The following is an 18,138-nucleotide window of genomic DNA, read 5'->3' on the forward strand; positions in this document are numbered from 1 at the left end:
AGATGAGACTAGATAAATTTTTAAAAGTATCCCGTTTAATAAAACGCCGCACTTTAGCGAAAGAGGTGGCAGACCAAGGTCGTATCACAATCAATGATAAGGTAGCGAAAGCTAGTAGTACAGTAAAAGCAGGAGATGAGCTAGCTATTCGTTTTGGTCAAAAAATAGTGACTGCACGTGTAGAAGAATTACGTGATACGGTGAAAAAAGAAGATGCCGCAAAAATGTTTACCATTTTGAAGGAAGAAAGACTAGAAAAGGTTGAACCTGAATTTATTGATGATGAGGATTAAAGTTAAATTTATTTTTTAAATCTCCTAATGTTGTCCCACCTTTCTTTTGTGGATGAAAGTATTACACAACTTAAATAAAGTTGTCATGCTTTGAAGGTTGTCCGCATAAAGTGAACAGAAGCTAGGACGACTAAAGGAGGAAAAAAATGACGCTACATCAAGAAAGTAATCGTTACACAATTCCATCTGGAGAGCATATTTTAACGATTCGTAATCGTAAAAGAATGGACATGACTTCTGTAAAATCAATTGAACGCTTTGATCAGGAAGAGTTTTTCATTAAGACGTCCCAAGGGCACTTGTTAATTCGCGGAGAAGAACTGCATATCGTTCATTTAGATGTTGATAAAGGATTATTGACGCTTGAAGGAACTGTAAAAACCTTACAGTACGACGAGGAGGAAAGTGGCTTCTCGAAAGGTTTCCTTCATAAGTTATTTGGATGATTGTTAGTGAACAATTATATCAATTAATTGTCATGGTTTTGAGCGGTATAGCAGTTGGTTTCATTATTGATAGTGTAAGGCTCGTAGTTTTTTCAACTCCAAAAAGGTCAAGCCTTCGAAAGTGGATGATGATTGTTGAATTAATAACATGGATTCTACTTGGGGGAGCGACATACTATTTATTATTTTGGCTAAAAGACGGCGCTTGGCGGGCTTATGACCCGCTAGCGCAAATAGCCGGAATTTTTTTGTATCAATCGTTATTTCAAACTTTTTTGCGTTTCATTGCTAGAATTGTGGTGAATATAACTTGGAGACCCTTCTGGTTCATTGTACGCTTCATAGTCGCTGTTATTCGACAAATTTTGCAGCTATTCATAAATATAGTAATGTTTATTATAAGACCTTTTGTCAAAATTTATTCGTATTTGTCCTACACTTTTTTTAAAAAATTACGATATTTGAAGTATAATAGAAAGCAACAATAATTTTCGGAGGTGCGGGCATGACTAGACGTCATTCATCAGATGATGAACAACAAAATTTCACGAAGCTTGATAATGACTATGTCCGTAACACGGATAGAGCTATAAATCGCAAACAGCAGGCTCGTAAACGTAAATTGCGTCGTATTGTCTTTTTTGCGATTGTACCAGTCATTATTATCGCTCTTCTCTTAAATGTGCTATCACATCAAAATGAAACTTTAGCAGCAAAAGAGAAATTAAAGAAAGAAGCGAATCAGCATCTCACTGAATTGAAAGAAGAACAAGATACATTAAATCTTAAAATCAAACAATTACAGGATGATGAATATATCGCAAAGCTATTAAGAAAAGAGTATTACTTATCTGATGAAGGTGAGATTATTTTTATCATTCCAGATAAGGAAGATAAAAAAGACGACTGAAAAGCTGTGTATTGTTGACACTCTTTTATTGTTATATATAATGAAAAGAGAAGCTTAATGCAATAAAAGGTTTGATTAAATTGATTACATGGCTCAAATGAGTCGCTTAATTTTTAAGGAGGAGCATTTTTTTTATGTCAATTGAAGTAGGCAGCAAGGTACAAGGTAAAGTAACAGGAATCACAAATTTTGGAGCATTCGTTGAGCTGCCAGATGGCAAAACAGGCTTAGTTCACATTAGTGAAGTTGCTGACAATTATGTAAAAGATATCAATGAGCATCTAAAAGTTGGAGATGAAGTTGAAGTAAAAGTGATGAATGTTGAAGCGGACGGGAAGATCGGTCTTTCAATCCGTAAAGCAAAGCCTCAAGCTGAGAGACCAGAGCGTCCAGCACGTCCACGTCGTGATAATCGTTCTAATGATCGTAACGAACGCCACCAGCCAAAAGAAAATTTTGAGCAAAAAATGGCACGCTTCTTAAAAGATAGTGACGAACGTCTAGCAACACTTAAACGTGCTACAGAATCAAAACGCGGAGGTCGCGGAGCTAGAAGAGGGTAGTTTGCTGACTGTTTTAATCGTAGAAAAAGTGTATGAAATAGAGTTGGGATTAGCTTTTTTAATAAAGCTAATCCCTTTTTTTCATTTACCTACAAAGTAGAAGAAGGTCTCTTTTTCTTTTTTGTGGGGTTTATTGTTTTTTCATCGGTAGAAGCTATGGATGTTTTCTCCACTGGATGAGTAACTATTGTGACAAGTAAGAAAACACCGTACATACTCACGGCAAGTCCACAAAGTAATAGGATTATTTGAACAAAAAAAGGTAAATTAATAAGAATCGAAATAAGAATAATCATCGAGCCACTTCCGCAAATTAACGCGGCTTTTGTTAATGCACTCAAGGGAATTTAACCTCCTAAAAAACACTCTTTTCTTTAGTATGCCATATTTTTATACGCAGTCACATAGCTATAAATGAACAGACGGATAGATGGGAATAGTGACAACTAATAGATTACAATAAAAATAGGCGCCTCAGAACTAAATTCTGAGGCGCCTATTTGAGATGACCCGTACGGGATTCGAACCCGTGTTACCGCCGTGAAAGGGCGGTGTCTTAACCACTTGACCAACGGGCCTACTATGGTGGCGGCCGAGGGGATCGAACCCCCGACCTTACGGGTATGAACCGTACGCTCTAGCCAGCTGAGCTAGGCCGCCAATTAGTATATGGAGCGGAAGACGAGGTTCGAACTCGCGACCCCCACCTTGGCAAGGTGGTGTTCTACCACTGAACTACTTCCGCATAGTCGTTTAAGCAACAAGTTAAATAATACAAGCCAAACGTGCTAGTGTCAAGTAGGTTTTTTAAAAAAATATATTTCATGAAAACTAGCATAGAAGGGTATTTTAGCGGATTTTTTGTTCTTACGTAGAAATGTATCGTGGTAACAGTTGAATAAAGTGATTGATAGCTTATAGAATGCCCTCGCACTAAGCTTTAAGATGAATAGCAAGTCATTACAATTTTGTTTTTATAAGTGGATTTTTCAACGTTTTTCATGAATGTTAAGCTGTTGCGAAAGAAATTGTTGCCAATTCTCGTATTTATGAATAGCTATTAGTCGAAATATTTATTTTTTTTTCTGTCAACGTCAGACAATCTTTCCGCACATAATTTTTTATAATAACCAAAAGTGCGGAAAGGGGATAATTAAATGACAAGTATTGAATGGTATAATACAACGAATGTAGATGACCAAAAGATCGGTATGAAAAAGAAGCAGATCCTAATAGGTTCTCTCTTTTTTTTAACCGCCTTTTTCTTAGCTCAATCTGTTGTATTTGAAGCAGCTGTACCGTTCTCAGTTCCTTTTTGGGCCATTATTCGAACAAAGTATAGGGAGTATGCCAAATTCGTTTTATTCGGTAGTTTAGCAGGTTGTTTTTTCCTTGGTTTTGGACAAGTCTTCATTCTAGCGTTACAAATTGTTATGTATGAATGTATCATGCGTTTCCGTTACTGGCAGTTGCCCCAAAGTATTGCGGTGTCTTTAGCTGTATTACTGGTACAAATAATGTGGCAAGGGGTGATGTATCAAGGCTTACCACCAGTGCTTGTACAATTTTATGTAGGCTGTGAGGCAGCTCTAGCTCTTATTATGACGCTGTTTATGCAAGTGCTATTTGTTAACTCGTATGAATGGTTTACGAGTCATTGGACATATGAGAAGCTAGGCTCTGGATTAGTCGTGTTTGCTGCCATGCTTACTGGGATGCAAGCAGTTGTGATTAGCTATTTTTCACTTCCCATTTTTTTATTGCAGCTTTTTATCTGTTTTGGTGCATTGGTTGGCAGTGTCCCATTAGCAACGGTAATCGGAGCAGTGCTGGGAACTCTTATCGGTATTGCTAAGCTTTCATTTACCGGGATGCTTTCAGTTGCGACCTTAACGGGGCTGTGTGCAGGAATGGGAGCTAAAGGTGGTCGATTTGGTGTTGCGATCGGTAGTATTTTGCCAAGTGTCTTTTTTTTATTTTATGACGCTACACTGCCTTTAGATAGCGTGTATTTTACCTCCATTGCCATCGGGAGCATTCTTTTTCTAACGATCCCAAAGAAATATTCAGATAGGGTGAGGGACAAGCTTTTCCCACAACGTGAGGAGATTTTACTGGCACGACAGAATTGGTTAACCGAACATGTAACGTATAAATTAGAGCATTTTCAGCATTTTGTACAATTCATGAAGGAGCTTGTATTTGATCGCTTTATGACGGCTCCAGTTGAAGCTGCGAAGGAAGTATCTCCAATGAACACTTGTTTAAGCTGTTTCCGCTATGAACATTGCTGGGGTGCTAAAAATAACGGTATGGACAAGCTAGTGACAGACTGGTTTCATATGAAAGGAGTAGGCAAGGAATCAGCTATTCATCGTGTAGAAGAACAAATACGCTATAAATGCGTAAAATCGACGAAGATTTTTGAGGAATTAGATACAGAGCTTTATAGGGAACGCATTAATGGGCAGTACTTTCATGGTAAAAAAATGATTGCCCTGCAACTTCGTGATATGAGTAACCATTTAAACCAGTTAATCGCTGAGATGAAGGAGGATACAATTTCATTTGTTAGTGTAGAAAAGGATATTGCTGAACGCTTAAAGGATGCCAATATTGAATGTTTTCAACTAGATGTGCTTAGCAATAAGCCAGGTGCAAGAAAGATTGTTTGTGCTTTAGCACCAGCACGTGTCAATTGGGAGGAAGATACAACATTAGCTGAACGCATGATTCTGCCAATTCTTTATGAGATTTTCGATGAACCTTTTGAAATAGAAAAAGTAATAGCCTGTGAAATACCGTTTCGTCATGTTCAAATATGCTTTAGATCAGCTATTAGCTTTGAAGTAGAGTATGATATATATAGCATGTCGAAAGATGCAACACTATATTCTGGAGACTCTCATGCCCTCTTCCAATTGCATCCAGGACTATTTGCCATTTTGCTGTCTGATGGTATGGGGCAAAATAAAGAAGCACAACATGAAAGTAGAAAATTGATCCACTTGATGCGAGAGTGTCTTAATTACAATATGAATCCAGAAACGGCGATGCATACATTGCATTATGTTATGTCATTAAAGCAACAGGATGATATGTATGCAACACTTGATTTTGCACTTGTTGATTTACAGCATGGTGATTTGTGGTCGTGGAAGGCTGGAGGTATGTCGACCTATATTTTACGTGGAAAAGAGGTGCTGAAAGTTGAAAGTAATGCAGCACCTGTAGGATTTTTATCTATTTCAACAGTAGAAGCTGAAAAAAGAAAATTGAAGGCAGGAGACGTTATTTTAATGCACTCAGATGGCCTGTTTTCAAGTGTAGATGATTGGGATGAGCAAGAGGAAACATTTTTAGCTTTTGCACAGCAGGTTGCAAGTACAAATAAAACCATTCAAGAAAAGCTAACAACAATCATGCAATCATTCCAAGGGTATTTCGAAATAGAAGATGACTGTACAGTATTAATGTTAGAGGTGACGCATGTTGTACCGACATGGGCTGTCTTTAGACCAGCTCAGTATTCTATGAGTAATTCATCTTAAAATAACAACGAAAAGGGGAGGAGAAGCGTTTGTCATTTGAATTAAAGGTCAAAACATTTATTGAAGAAGAGCAATTATTACAGCAAGGCGATCATCTTCTCATCGCCGTTTCGGGTGGGGTAGACTCTATGGCGTTACTCCATTACTTTATCCAAACACAGGGGCAGTGGAACATTCAGGTGGAAGCAGTACATGTCGATCATATGTTGAGAGGACAAAACTCTGCTGAAGATAGAGCATTTGTCCAAAAGTATTGTGACGACAATGGTGTTTACTTACATGCTACAGAGATTCCAATACCTGCAATTATGGCACAGGAAAATGGTAATACACAGTTAATTTGTCGTAGGGAGAGGTATCGATATTTCAAAGAAATCTTGAGAAAAACAAATGCCAATAAGCTTGTAACTGCACATCATGCGGATGACCAACTGGAGTCAGTATTAATGGCCCTTACAAAAAATGCAACAATGAACAGTATGCAAGGCATACGTCCTCAACGATGTTTTGAAGGCAAATCATTAATTCGTCCGTTTTTAACGGTTACAAAGTCTGAAATAAGGGAATATTTACTTAGAAAAGGTTTGGATTATCGAGAAGATGCTAGCAATTCCAAAGACACCTATGTACGCAATCGCTTTAGACATCATGTGGTGCCTTTACTGGAGGCAGAAAATCCGAGAGTGACTGAGCAGGTGGCCCATTTCACAAAGCAATTGCAAGAAGACGATACCTTTTTAATGACATTAGCCCAAAATGTATTTTCTCAAACCATCATAAGAAGTAACGAAAATACATATAGCATGGAAATTGAGGCTTTTCAATTGGTACCACTTGCTTTACAAAGGAGGCTCATTTTAATACTATTAAACTATCTTTACAAAGATTCAAATACGATACAAAGTTATGCTTTATTGACTTCAATTTTAAAGCTTTGTGATACAACAGCAGGGTATGCTGAAATTCACTTGCCTGAAGATTTTCTAGCAGTTCGCCTTTACGGGAAATTAACGATTCAGAAGAATAAGCCATTAGGGGGCCAAACATCTCCTGAGAAACAAATGATTACGGCTGCTGATGGATGGACAACACTGACAAATGGTGAACGCTTATGCGTAGTCAATTTGCATGATTTATCGTCTGAATTGCTGACGGATACTGCACAGCTTTTTTATTTTAACGCTAGTAAACTCCAACTACCGCTCTATATTCGGGCACGCAAGGACGGAGACAGAATGCTGTTAAAAGGAATGGATCAGCCAAAACGCTTATCTCGCCTTTTTATAGATGAAAAGATTCCTTTAAATGAGCGAAATAGCTGGCCGTTACTGATTTCTCAATCTGATGAGGTGGTAGCGGTAATTGGTGTGCGTATGGGAATATTTTTTTCAACCACTCCGCAACCAAACGATGATACAGTGCTCATCGTAGACTAAGGTCTTTGTAAAATATTTCACCGTAATTGGTTGAAAATTTTTTGATACATCACGAGGAGGAATCGATATGTTACAAAACGACATCGAAAAAATTATGATTACAGAAGAACAACTGCAAGAAAGAATTGCACATTTAGGTGCACAATTAACAGAGGAATACAAAGATGCATTCCCATTAGCTGTTGGTGTGCTTAAAGGAGCAATGCCATTCATGACAGACCTAATGAAACGCTTCGATTCTTTCATCGAATTAGATTTTATGGATGTTTCTAGTTATGGTAATGCTACAGTGTCATCGGGTGAAGTGAAAATTTTAAAAGATTTAAACACAAGCGTTGAGGGACGTGACGTATTAATTATCGAGGATATTATCGATAGTGGTTTAACGTTAAGCTATTTAGTAGATTTATTTAAATACCGCAAAGCAAAGTCCATCAAAATTGTTACATTATTAGATAAACCATCAGGCCGTAAAGTGGACTTATCTGCTGACTATGTTGGTTTTGAAGTGCCGGATGGCTTCGTTGTAGGGTATGGCTTAGATTACGCAGAAAAATATCGTAATTTACCTTATATTGGTATACTGAAGCCTGAAGTTTATTCTTTCTAAGTTACAAAAACCAGCTATAAATGCAAAGGCCTCCAGCGCAAGTCACGTATTTTTCGTTATGTTTAACATAATTCAAAATCTTGACACAATGTTCAGCTATATCGAGTCCAAGGAACAGGTACAATTACGCTGGGACATATAAAGATGGCCTAAAACTGTTTTGATAACGGCAAAAGTGAACGAAACATTTTTTAAGTAGGGCTTTTCGTTGTATGATGAAATCATGATATGTTAAGATTTTACTTATAATTTTTCTGTTTGTAATGAGGAGGCTGGAGATGAATCGAATATTTCGATATACCATATTTTATTTACTGATTTTCCTAGTGATTATCGGTATTTTTGGTACTTTCAATAGTGGAAATTCACCAACGAAAGAGTTATCTTATCATGAGTTTCAACAAGCTCTAGATAAGAAAGAAATAACAAGTGCTACAATTCAACCTGATAAATCAGTTTACATCGTTGAAGGTACACTGAAAGGTTATGAGAAGGGTCAAAGCTTTACTGTGAATATCCCTCGTGATAACCAATCTTTAATGGACCGTATCGATGAGGCTGCTAAGGATAAAGATAGTAATATTAGTTATTTAGCAGCACCAGAAACAAGTGGATGGATTCAATTCTTTACAGGAATTATTCCTTTCATCATCATCATTTTCTTATTCTTCTTCCTAATGAGCCAATCTCAGGGTGGCGGTAATAAAGTGATGAGCTTTGGTAAAAGTAAAGCTAAACTTTATGATGACCAAAAGAAAAAAGTTCGTTTTACAGATGTAGCAGGTGCTGATGAAGAGAAAGCAGAGCTTGTAGAGGTTGTAGATTTTTTAAAAGACCATCGCAAGTTCACTGAAATCGGTGCACGCATTCCAAAAGGTATCTTACTTGTCGGTCCTCCAGGTACAGGTAAAACATTACTTGCACGTGCAGTGGCAGGCGAAGCAGGCGTTCCTTTCTTCTCAATTTCAGGTTCTGACTTCGTAGAAATGTTTGTCGGCGTCGGTGCATCACGTGTCCGAGATTTATTTGAAAACGCGAAGAAAAACGCACCATGTATCATCTTTATCGATGAGATTGATGCGGTTGGTCGTCAACGTGGCGCTGGTCTTGGCGGTGGCCATGACGAACGTGAACAAACACTGAACCAATTATTAGTTGAAATGGATGGTTTCGGAGCAAATGAAGGTATTATTATCATCGCTGCAACAAACCGCCCAGATATTTTAGATAAAGCGTTATTACGTCCAGGTCGATTTGACCGCCAAATTACTGTAGGTCATCCTGATGTAAAAGGGCGTGAGGCAATTCTTAAAGTACATGCACGTAATAAACCTTTAGCAGATACAGTTGATTTAGCTGCAGTTGCTCAACGTACTCCAGGTTTCTCCGGTGCAGATTTAGAAAACTTACTAAACGAAGCAGCACTTGTAGCAGCTCGTAAAAGTAAACGTACGATTAGTATGGCGGATATCGATGAAGCCTCTGACCGAGTAATTGCGGGTCCAGCTAAAGCAAGTCGAGTATATTCAGCCAAAGAGAAAAAACTGGTATCCTTCCATGAGGCTGGTCACGTAGTAGTAGGTCTTGAGCTTGATGAAGCGGATACAGTGCACAAAGTAACAATTGTTCCTCGTGGTCAAGCGGGTGGATATGCGATTATGTTACCGAAGGAAGAACGTTTCTTTACAACAAAGCAAGAGCTCTTAGATCGTATTGCAGGCCTTCTTGGTGGTCGTGTAGCTGAAGAAATTGTTCTTGGTGAAGTTTCTACTGGGGCACATAACGATTTCCAAAAGGTTACAAGCATTGCCCGTGCTATGGTTACCGAATACGGAATGAGTGAAAACCTTGGTGCTATGCAATTTGGTTCAAGTCAGGGTGGCAATGTATTCCTTGGTCGCGACTTTAATTCAGATCAAAATTATTCTGACTCAGTAGCCTATGAAATTGATAAAGAAATGCAAAAAATTATTGATACACAATATGAGCGTACAAAACGTATCCTAACGGAGAAGCGTGATTTGCTTGATTTAATTGCCAATACTTTAATGGAGAAAGAAACATTAAATGCACAGGAAATCGAACATTTACGTGATCATGGTATTTTACCAGAGCCAGAGGTCGTAGAAAATATTGAGGAGAGCACTCCGAAAATTGAAGCGAAGCCAACATTAGATACTATTGGTGAACCAACTGTTGAGAAAGAGCTACTTAGCAAAGAGCCTAACCCAACAACTTTAAATCTGGCAAAAGAAAGTAAAGAACCAAATGATGCTCCTAAAGGTATCGATGAGAAACGTGATTAAAGTAGAAAAGACTGTTTACCAAAATTAGGTAAACAGTCTTTTTCTTTGCCTTTTCTTGCTAATAAGCATTAGGATATATTTATGTAAGACAGTTACATATAACTCTGCTCTTAGGGTGGAGAGAAGATGTAATGTTAGTGAAAACAGATTGGAGTGTTTAACGTGGGAAATGTAACATTGAATAATGGACTTAAGATGCCTTTGGTTGGTTATGGTGTTTTTCGAGTACCTGAAGGAGATGACCTAGCAGAAGCCGTAAAAACAGCTATTGCTAAAGGTTATCGTAGCATTGATACAGCACAAGTATATCGCAATGAAGAAAGTGTTGGTCGTGGAATACAAGCCGCAATTGAAGAAGGTTTAGTAACTCGTGAAGAACTATTTATCACATCCAAAGTTTGGAACGATGGTCTTTCCTATGAAAAAACACTTGCCGCATATGATAGCAGTTTAGAGAAAATGGGATTAGACTATTTAGATTTGTATTTAGTGCACTGGCCAGGAATTGATCAAAATTATATTGAGGTTTACAAAGCACTAGAAAAAATTTATCAAGATGGTCGAGTACGCTCAATTGGTGTTAGTAATTTCCATGTGCATCATTTAGAAAGCCTTTTGAAGGAAACGACTGTTATTCCTGTTATTAATCAAATTGAATTTCACCCACATTTAACACAAGAGGAAGTACGTGCCTATTGTGAGGATAAGGGTATACAGGTGGAGGCGTGGTCTCCATTGATGAATGGCTCTCTACTTGAAGAAGCGTTGATTCAAGAATTAGCCTCTAAATACAGCAAGACACCGGCACAGATTGTGTTACGCTATGATGTACAGCATCATGTTGTCACAATTCCAAAGACGATGACACCGGCACGTATGTCTGAAAACCTTGATGTTTTTGACTTTGCGTTATCTGAGCAAGAAATGACACAGTTGGATGCATTGAATGATGGTCTACGTTGTGGTCCAGATCCAGAAAAATTTAATTTTAAATGATTTTCAAAGGGGCTGCCTAATTTAGGGAGCTCCTTTTTAAAGAAGCTTTCATCGTTATAGATGAACATCCACTGGAAAAATAAAGTAAGCATTCCGCTCACGCCTTTAGAGGAAGGAGATGAATGCTGAATCAAGGTAAAAAGTATGGTATCATTTTCTAAAGTATTTTAACTTCATTTCAATTAGATTGTAGCTGTCATGTTAGGTTTATGAAAGGTGCAATGATAATAGGGGAGGTGTCAGCCTTGATTTTAGTTTTAGATGCAGGGAATTCTAATATTGTATTAGGTGTCTATGATGACACCGAACAATTAGCTTTCCATTGGCGTATGGTGACGGACCTTCATAAAACAGAGGATGAATATGCTATGCAAGTACTTTCATTTTTTAATCATGCAGGCATTTCATTTGAACAAATTACAGGTATTATTATATCCTCAGTTGTGCCACCAATTATGTTTTCATTAGACGCGATGTGTCAGAAATATTTTCGAAGAAAGCCTTTGGTAGTTGGCCCGGGTGTGAAAACGGGTTTAAATATTAAATACGAAAATCCGCGTGAGGTTGGGTCAGATCGCATTGTGAATGCCATAGCAGCTCTAGATTTATATAAAGCCCCTTGTATCATAGTTGATTTTGGTACAGCGACAACCTATTGTTATTTGAATGAGAAGGGCGATTACATGGGTGGTGCTATCGCGCCGGGTATAACGATTTCTACAGAGGCTCTTTATACACAGGCTGCAAGATTGCCGCGTATTGAAATAGTACGGCCTTCACATATTGTCGGGAAAACGACCGTTTCTGCCATGCAGGCAGGTATTTTTTATGGCTTTGTAGGACAAGTAGAGGGCATTGTTAACCGGATGAAAGCACAAAGTAAAGAGGAGCCATTAGTTATTGCTACAGGTGGGCTAGCAAATTTAATCGCAGGGGAGACACAAATCATTGATGTTGTGGATCCGTTTTTAACTTTGAAGGGTTTATATAAGCTATATAAACGTAACCAATAGGAAATGAGGGACATTCCATTTATGAATGATTATTTAGTAAGAGGGTTAGGATTTAATGGGCAAGTTCGTGTGTTTGCAGCTCGTACAACTGCTACAGTAGGTGAAGCGCAACGTCGTCATGATACTTGGCCAGTTGTGTCAGCAGCTTTAGGTCGTTCAATGACAGCAGCTGTCATGATGGGAGCTATGTTAAAAGGTGAAGAGAAAATCACGATTAAAATTGAGGGTGACGGTCCAATTGGCCCTATGGTAATTGATAGTAATGCACATGGGGAAGTACGCGGATTTGTTACAAACCCCCATGTTCACTTTGATTTAAATGAGCAAGGGAAGTTAGATGTTCGAGCAGGCGTTGGTACAGAAGGATTTCTTACAATTGTTAAAGATCTTGGATTGAGAGATATGTTCTCTGGACAAACACCAATTGTTTCGGGTGAAATCGCTGAAGACTTTACTTATTATTTCGCAACATCTGAGCAAGTACCATCATCAGTTGGATTAGGTGTATTAGTCAATCCAGACAACACTATTCTTGCAGCAGGCGGATTTATTCTTCAATTAATGCCGGGCTGTGAGGAAGAAACAATCAATGAAATTGAACAACATCTTGCTACAATAGAGCCTGTTTCAAAAATGATTGAAAAAGGCTTTACACCAGAGCAAATTTTAGAAGCTGTTTTAGGAAATGGACATCTACAAATTTTAGATTCCATGCCAGTTGAATTTAAATGTCAATGTACAAAAGAGCGGTTTGGTGCAGCAATTTTAGGTTTAGGAGCAGCGGAAATTAGAGAAATGATTGAAGAGGATGGCGGAGCAGAAGCAGAGTGTCACTTCTGCCTAGAGACATACAGTTTTTCTAAGGATGAGCTAGAAGGGTTTATTGATGAGCTCAACGCGTAATCGACGACCTTCAACCACTGTAACACCAAACCAAACGCCTTTACTGCAACGTCGTTTAAAGACAAAGCCTGCTTTAGCTGTCATAGCGATTCTGTTATTAGGAAATATTTTATGGTTCATCAGCTGGTTAATCCCAAACAAAGGTCAGGAAATTGGTAGCGACGAACAAGTCGCTGCCATTGATGGGGATGTGATCACGCGCCAAGAGTGGATGATTGCCATGGAAGAACGATATGGTAAAGAAACACTACAAAATTTAGTAAATGAATCGGTAATGGAAAAGGCAGCAAAAACATATAAAATTAAAGTTACCGATAAAGAAATAGATCTTGAACTTGCGTTAATGCGTTCTGCTCAAGATAAGTTTGATACAGCCATGCAAAATCTATCAGTAGAGCAACTACGCCAAAAAATTCGTTCACAGCTTATATTGGATAAAGTACTCACGAAGGACGTAGTGATAGAGGAAGAAAGTGTTGAAAAGTATTATGAGGAAAATCAGGGGTTATATAATACAAAAACAAGCTATCGTACGAATTTTATTGAAGTCGATTCAAAAAAAGCTGCTGATGAGGCACTAGGTGAATTGAAAAATGGCTCTGATTTTACAGTGCTGGCACGAGAAATATCTGTTGATAGTGCTTCAGCCAGTCTAGGAGGAGATATTGGTTTCCTCACAGAGAATCAGGAGAATGTGGACCCTACCATTATTAATACTGTGAAATCTCTTAAGGCAAATGAGGTAAGTAAAGCCTTTAAGTTAGATAATGGTCATTATGGAATTGTTCAAGTGCAAGAGGTATTAGAAGGACAATCCTTTACATATGACGATGTGAAAGAACATATTGAGCGTGAATTGGCTTTAGAGCAATTGACGCAATCTGTTACACCGGAAGCATTTTGGTCTGAATTTAATGCTACTTGGTATTATGGAGAGTCTAAAAAAGAAAAATAATACATGAAAAGAGTCTGCAGGTTTTGCGGGGTAAAATGAGTCTGATCAAACTTGCAGGCATTCGTAGTGACATACCCAATGGATGCAGATTCTTTTTTTGTTGACAGATGATAAGGCTTTTCCTTTTTAAGTAATGATAAATATTCTGAAAATATAAGTTTTATTTATTGACAATCGAATGGAAAAATTGATAAAATACAAAATAAGTAAAACCTATAAAAATAGTAGGGATTGGGAGTGGATTAGTAAATGAGTAGATTAGCGAATTCAGTGGCTGAATTAGTTGGTAAAACACCAATTGTAAAATTAAATCATGCAACAAATGAAAATGAAGGTACTGTGTATGTAAAATTAGAATATTTTAATCCAGGAAGCTCAGTAAAAGACCGTCTAGCTTTAGCAATGATTGAAGCTGCCGAAAAAGATGGGACATTAAAACCGGGTGGTACAATCATTGAGCCGACTTCTGGTAATACAGGTATCGGTCTTGCGATGATTGCTGCTGCTAAAGGATACAAAGCGATTCTAGTTATGCCAGAAACAATGAGTTTAGAGCGTCGTAACCTATTACGAGCTTATGGTGCAGAGCTTGTGTTAACACCTGGTCCAGCAGGTATGAAGGGTGCAATTGCTAAAGCAGAAGAACTATCTGCTGAGCATGGCTACTTCCTCCCACAACAATTTACAAATCCAGCGAACGCTGTTATTCACCGTCTGACAACAGGTCCTGAAATTGTAGAAGCATTTGATGGCCTAACACTTGATGCATTTGTAGCTGGCGTTGGTACAGGTGGTACCATTACAGGTGCAGGTGCTGTATTAAAAGAAAAGTATCCAAACATTGAAATCATTGCTGTTGAACCAAAAGATTCACCAGTTCTTTCTGGTGGTCAACCAGGGCCACATAAAATTCAAGGTATTGGAGCAGGGTTTGTACCAGAAGTACTAGATACAGAAGTTTATTCTGCAGTATTCCCTGTTGAAAATGAGGTTGCTTTTGAGGTAGCCCGTAAAGTAGCGCGTGAAGAAGGTATTCTATGTGGTATTTCATCTGGTGCTGCAATCTATGCTGCAATTGAAGCGGCAAAACGTTTAGGTAAAGGTTCGAATGTTCTTGCCATTGTACCTTCTAACGGTGAGCGTTACCTTTCAACACCTTTATACCAATTTGAAGACTAAATAAAGATTTTTATGTAAGGGCTCCTTTTTAAAAGGGGTCCTTTTTAGTGCAAAAAAATGGACACTATTAAAATTATAAAAATATTCGCTTCTATGTAATATTCAAGTTAAGATGGAATCACACCACATGTTTAAAGGGGAAAATAACTTGAAAACAATACTTACAAAAACATTAACAATGGATGCAGATTCATTTTTTTATAGCTATAAGAAGCAAACAGAGACACAGCAAGCGCATGTATTTTTAGAGAGTGGACGCGGAGGGCATTTTACAATAGCTGCTTGGAATCCGTTAGCTACTGCACAATCAGTAGAGGAGGGACTTTTAGTAAACTGGAGAAATGGTAGACAAGAAGTTTTACAAGGTGAGCCTCTAGCTTTACTGGAAGAGCTTGTAGCGGAATATCGAATTTCTTATAATGTGGACCTTCCTGTTTTTCAAGGAGGGGCTATTGGGTTTGTTGCATATGATTATGCACGTAAAATTGAAGTACTTCCTAATATGGCAAAGGATGACTTGCAAATACCAGATATCTATTTTTATATTTTTGATAGTTGGGCAGTAAATGATGTGAAAACGAATACAGTTACTCTTATGAAGCTAGAAGATAGTAACGTTAACTTGGAAGAATGGGCTAACAACTGGCAGGTTGCAGCACAGTCTGGTTTAGAGGCGCGTAAATTTGAAAAAACAAATGCTGTAGAAGTTGCTAATGATGAGCATGAATTGCTTGTCTCATTTGCAGGAACTGATTTTGAAGAAGCTGTAAAGAAAATTCAAACCTATATAGCACAGGGTGATGTGTTTCAGGTAAACTTGTCTGTTCGTCAGTCCAAGAACTTAAATGCGACTGCGATGGATGTCTACGAGGCTTTACGAGCGTTTAATCCGTCGCCATACATGGCTTATATTGAAGCGCCTGACTTTGCTGTAGTTTCTGGGTCACCCGAGTTATTAGTAAAACGTCATGGCAATGAATTATCGACAAGACCCATTGCAGGTACTCGACCAAGAGGGAAATCCGAAGCGGAAGATTTAGCATTGGCACAAGAGTTGATTGATAATGAGAAAGAACGTGCTGAGCATGTGATGTTAGTGGATTTAGAGCGCAATGATTTAGGACGAGTATCAGCCTATGGAACAGTGGAAGTGGACGAATTTATGGTCATTGAGCGCTATTCACATGTCATGCACATTGTTTCAAATGTACGAGGAGAAATAGCGGAAGATAAAACGAATGCAGATGTTATCCGTGCAATGTTCCCAGGTGGGACGATTACAGGTGCGCCAAAGATCCGCACCATGGAAATTATTGAAGAACTGGAGCCTGTACGACGAGGTTTATACACAGGTTCTATCGGCTGGCTCGGCTATACAGGTGATATGGAGTTTAATATTGTGATCCGTACAGCATTTATAAAAGATGGAGTTGCACATATTCAAGCTGGAGCAGGTATTGTCATTGACTCTGTGCCAGAAAGAGAGTATCAGGAATCCTTAAATAAGGCGAAGGCAATGTGGCAGGCAAAGGCAATGGCAGAGGAGCGAGCAAAATGATTTTAATGATTGATAATTATGATTCATTTATCTACAACATCGTACAATATTTAGGTGAATTTGGTCATGAGATAGTAGTGAAACGAAATGATGATATAACAGTAGAGGAGATTGAGCAACTTGCACCTGATATGATTGTTATTTCTCCAGGACCATGTAGTCCAAATGAGGCAGGTGAAAGCCTGAACATTATTAAATATTTCGCGGGAAATATTCCGATTTTAGGGGTCTGCCTGGGTCATCAGGCACTTGCACAGGTGTTTGGCGGCAATGTCATACGAGCTGAGCATCTTATGCATGGTAAGACATCACCTGTGCTACATGCTGAAGTGGGTTTGCATAAAGGTATGCCAAATCCCTTCCAGGCCACACGTTACCACTCTCTTATTGTAGAAAAAGAGACATTACCGGCATGTCTAGAAGTAACCGCTTGGACAGAAGAGGGAGAAATTATGGGGCTTCGTCACACGGAATATTCGATAGAGGGTGTACAATATCATCCAGAATCTATTATGACAGAGCAAGGCAAAAAACTATTGCGTCAATTTATAGAGAAGTATGTAGAAGGAGTGGAATAGATGCAGTGCTGGATGAATGGAAACTATATGGACGCACAGGATTTGCGGATTTCTCCATTTGATCATGGCTTTTTATATGGATTGGGCTTTTTTGAAACATTCCGCACATATAGAGGTCAGGTATTTCGCTGGGAAGAGCATATGGATAGATTACAGCTTGCTTTATCTCAGTATCACATTCATTTAACCTATCCTGAAAAATTTTTACTTGAAGTTGTGCAACAGTTAAACAAGCTGGCTGGCGGTCAGGATGGCTACTTCCGTTTAAATGTATCAGCTGGAGAACATCATATTGGATTACAGCCAACAGAATATAAACAACCCAATGTCATTATCTTTCGAAAAGAACTTCAGAATACAAAACGTGGGACGGAAAAAATTGCGCAATGGCTTTCAACGCCACGCAATACACCTGAACAAGGATTGCGAGTTAAATCACATCATTATGGTAACAACGTGCTTGGCCGCTTTGAAATGCTATCACTGGCACAACGAGAAGGGTTCTTTTTAACAGAACAGGGCTATGTGGCTGAAGGTGTGACATCAAATGTTTTTTGGATAAAAAATGATATACTATATACGCCTTCCTTAGAGACAGGTATTTTACCGGGTATTATTCGAGCGTGGGTTATAGAGAAGGCCTCTGCACTCGATCTAGAAGTTAAAGAAGGTTTTTATACAAAAGAAGACTTACTACAAAGTACGGAATGCTTCATTACCAATTCAGTACAAGAGCTTGTGCCGATTAGTAGCTTAGAGAATGTGCAATTTTTAGGTAATAATGGGCCGATTTATTCGTGTTTACATGAGGCATTTGTTCAAGAAGTGGAGCAAGGATAGA

18 protein-coding genes and 3 tRNA genes are annotated in these 18,138 nt (G+C 38.4%); 17 read left to right on the top strand and 4 right to left on the bottom strand.

Features of this window, described 5'->3' with window-relative positions:
* Positions 1 to 2: 2 nt before the first annotated feature.
* From V6670_RS00415 to V6670_RS00435, 5 genes are all read left to right on the top strand, one after another.
* A complete protein-coding gene (locus V6670_RS00415) occupies positions 3 to 293 on the top strand; it encodes an RNA-binding S4 domain-containing protein (RefSeq protein ID WP_036122359.1) in 291 nt (96 codons plus the stop codon).
* Between the two features lie 146 nt (positions 294 to 439).
* Positions 440 to 739: a sporulation protein YabP gene (yabP, locus tag V6670_RS00420; protein ID WP_004229167.1), complete on the top strand. Its 300-nt coding sequence runs from the start codon at positions 440 to 442 to the stop codon at positions 737 to 739.
* Positions 736 to 1,227, top strand: a complete 492-nt coding sequence (yabQ, locus tag V6670_RS00425) for a spore cortex biosynthesis protein YabQ (protein ID WP_141905720.1) — start codon at positions 736 to 738, stop codon at positions 1,225 to 1,227. The genes yabP and yabQ overlap by 4 nt, the downstream gene beginning before the upstream one ends.
* A 17-nt stretch (positions 1,228 to 1,244) precedes the next feature.
* Entirely contained in the window at positions 1,245 to 1,649 is a 405-nt protein-coding gene (locus V6670_RS00430; RefSeq protein WP_036122366.1) for a septum formation initiator family protein, read from the top strand.
* A 134-nt stretch (positions 1,650 to 1,783) separates the two neighbouring features.
* Positions 1,784 to 2,212, top strand: coding sequence for a S1 domain-containing RNA-binding protein (locus V6670_RS00435; protein WP_004229154.1), 429 nt, complete (start codon positions 1,784 to 1,786; stop codon positions 2,210 to 2,212).
* Between the two features lie 89 nt (positions 2,213 to 2,301).
* Here V6670_RS00435 and V6670_RS00440 read toward each other — a convergent pair whose 3' ends face one another.
* The 4 genes from V6670_RS00440 to V6670_RS00455 form a co-directional block, all read right to left on the bottom strand.
* Positions 2,302 to 2,553: a hypothetical protein gene (locus V6670_RS00440; protein WP_338652220.1), complete on the bottom strand. Its 252-nt coding sequence runs from the start codon at positions 2,551 to 2,553 to the stop codon at positions 2,302 to 2,304.
* Between the two features lie 165 nt (positions 2,554 to 2,718).
* Positions 2,719 to 2,790, bottom strand: a tRNA-Glu gene (locus V6670_RS00445).
* A 5-nt stretch (positions 2,791 to 2,795) separates the two neighbouring features.
* A tRNA-Met gene (locus tag V6670_RS00450) sits at positions 2,796 to 2,872 on the bottom strand.
* Between the two features lie 10 nt (positions 2,873 to 2,882).
* Positions 2,883 to 2,957: transfer RNA gene (locus V6670_RS00455), tRNA-Gly, on the bottom strand.
* Between the two features lie 412 nt (positions 2,958 to 3,369).
* Here V6670_RS00455 and V6670_RS00460 point away from each other — a divergent pair.
* The 12 genes from V6670_RS00460 (at position 3,370) to pabC (ending at position 18,137) form a co-directional block, all read left to right on the top strand.
* Positions 3,370 to 5,763, top strand: coding sequence for a SpoIIE family protein phosphatase (locus V6670_RS00460; protein WP_141905722.1), 2,394 nt, complete (start codon positions 3,370 to 3,372; stop codon positions 5,761 to 5,763).
* A gap of 29 nt (positions 5,764 to 5,792) precedes the next feature.
* Positions 5,793 to 7,199, top strand: coding sequence for a tRNA lysidine(34) synthetase TilS (gene tilS / locus V6670_RS00465; protein ID WP_338652221.1), 1,407 nt, complete (start codon positions 5,793 to 5,795; stop codon positions 7,197 to 7,199).
* A 67-nt stretch (positions 7,200 to 7,266) separates the two neighbouring features.
* Entirely contained in the window at positions 7,267 to 7,809 is a 543-nt protein-coding gene (gene hpt / locus V6670_RS00470) for a hypoxanthine phosphoribosyltransferase (RefSeq protein ID WP_036120670.1), read from the top strand.
* A gap of 278 nt (positions 7,810 to 8,087) precedes the next feature.
* Positions 8,088 to 10,115 carry an ATP-dependent zinc metalloprotease FtsH gene (gene ftsH, locus V6670_RS00475; RefSeq protein ID WP_141905724.1) on the top strand — a complete coding sequence of 676 codons (2,028 nt, stop codon included), beginning with the start codon at positions 8,088 to 8,090 and terminating at the stop codon, positions 10,113 to 10,115.
* Positions 10,116 to 10,310: 195 nt separating this feature from the next.
* On the top strand, positions 10,311 to 11,111 hold the full coding sequence (locus V6670_RS00480; protein WP_271913508.1) for an aldo/keto reductase: 801 nt from the start codon (positions 10,311 to 10,313) through the stop codon (positions 11,109 to 11,111).
* Between the two features lie 245 nt (positions 11,112 to 11,356).
* A complete protein-coding gene (locus tag V6670_RS00485; protein WP_141905726.1) occupies positions 11,357 to 12,124 on the top strand; it encodes a type III pantothenate kinase in 768 nt (255 codons plus the stop codon).
* A gap of 21 nt (positions 12,125 to 12,145) precedes the next feature.
* On the top strand, positions 12,146 to 13,027 hold the full coding sequence (gene hslO / locus V6670_RS00490) for an Hsp33 family molecular chaperone HslO (RefSeq protein ID WP_036120682.1): 882 nt from the start codon (positions 12,146 to 12,148) through the stop codon (positions 13,025 to 13,027).
* Positions 13,011 to 13,982 (top strand): peptidyl-prolyl cis-trans isomerase, encoded by a 972-nt coding sequence (locus V6670_RS00495; protein WP_036120685.1) that lies wholly within the window; start codon positions 13,011 to 13,013, stop codon positions 13,980 to 13,982. The genes hslO and V6670_RS00495 overlap by 17 nt, the downstream gene beginning before the upstream one ends.
* A 249-nt stretch (positions 13,983 to 14,231) precedes the next feature.
* Positions 14,232 to 15,161: a cysteine synthase A gene (gene cysK, locus V6670_RS00500; RefSeq protein ID WP_141905728.1), complete on the top strand. Its 930-nt coding sequence runs from the start codon at positions 14,232 to 14,234 to the stop codon at positions 15,159 to 15,161.
* Between the two features lie 127 nt (positions 15,162 to 15,288).
* Positions 15,289 to 16,719 carry an anthranilate synthase component I family protein gene (locus V6670_RS00505; protein WP_338652222.1) on the top strand — a complete coding sequence of 477 codons (1,431 nt, stop codon included), beginning with the start codon at positions 15,289 to 15,291 and terminating at the stop codon, positions 16,717 to 16,719.
* Positions 16,716 to 17,297, top strand: a complete 582-nt coding sequence (gene pabA / locus V6670_RS00510) for an aminodeoxychorismate/anthranilate synthase component II (RefSeq protein WP_089934837.1) — start codon at positions 16,716 to 16,718, stop codon at positions 17,295 to 17,297. Before V6670_RS00505 ends, pabA begins: the two co-directional genes overlap by 4 nt.
* Positions 17,298 to 18,137: an aminodeoxychorismate lyase gene (gene pabC, locus V6670_RS00515; RefSeq protein WP_338652223.1), complete on the top strand. Its 840-nt coding sequence runs from the start codon at positions 17,298 to 17,300 to the stop codon at positions 18,135 to 18,137.
* Position 18,138 lies beyond the last annotated feature (1 nt).

This window comes from Lysinibacillus sp. Y5S-8, assembly GCF_036894365.1.
GTDB classification, from domain to species: domain Bacteria; phylum Bacillota; class Bacilli; order Bacillales_A; family Planococcaceae; genus Lysinibacillus; species Lysinibacillus fusiformis_D.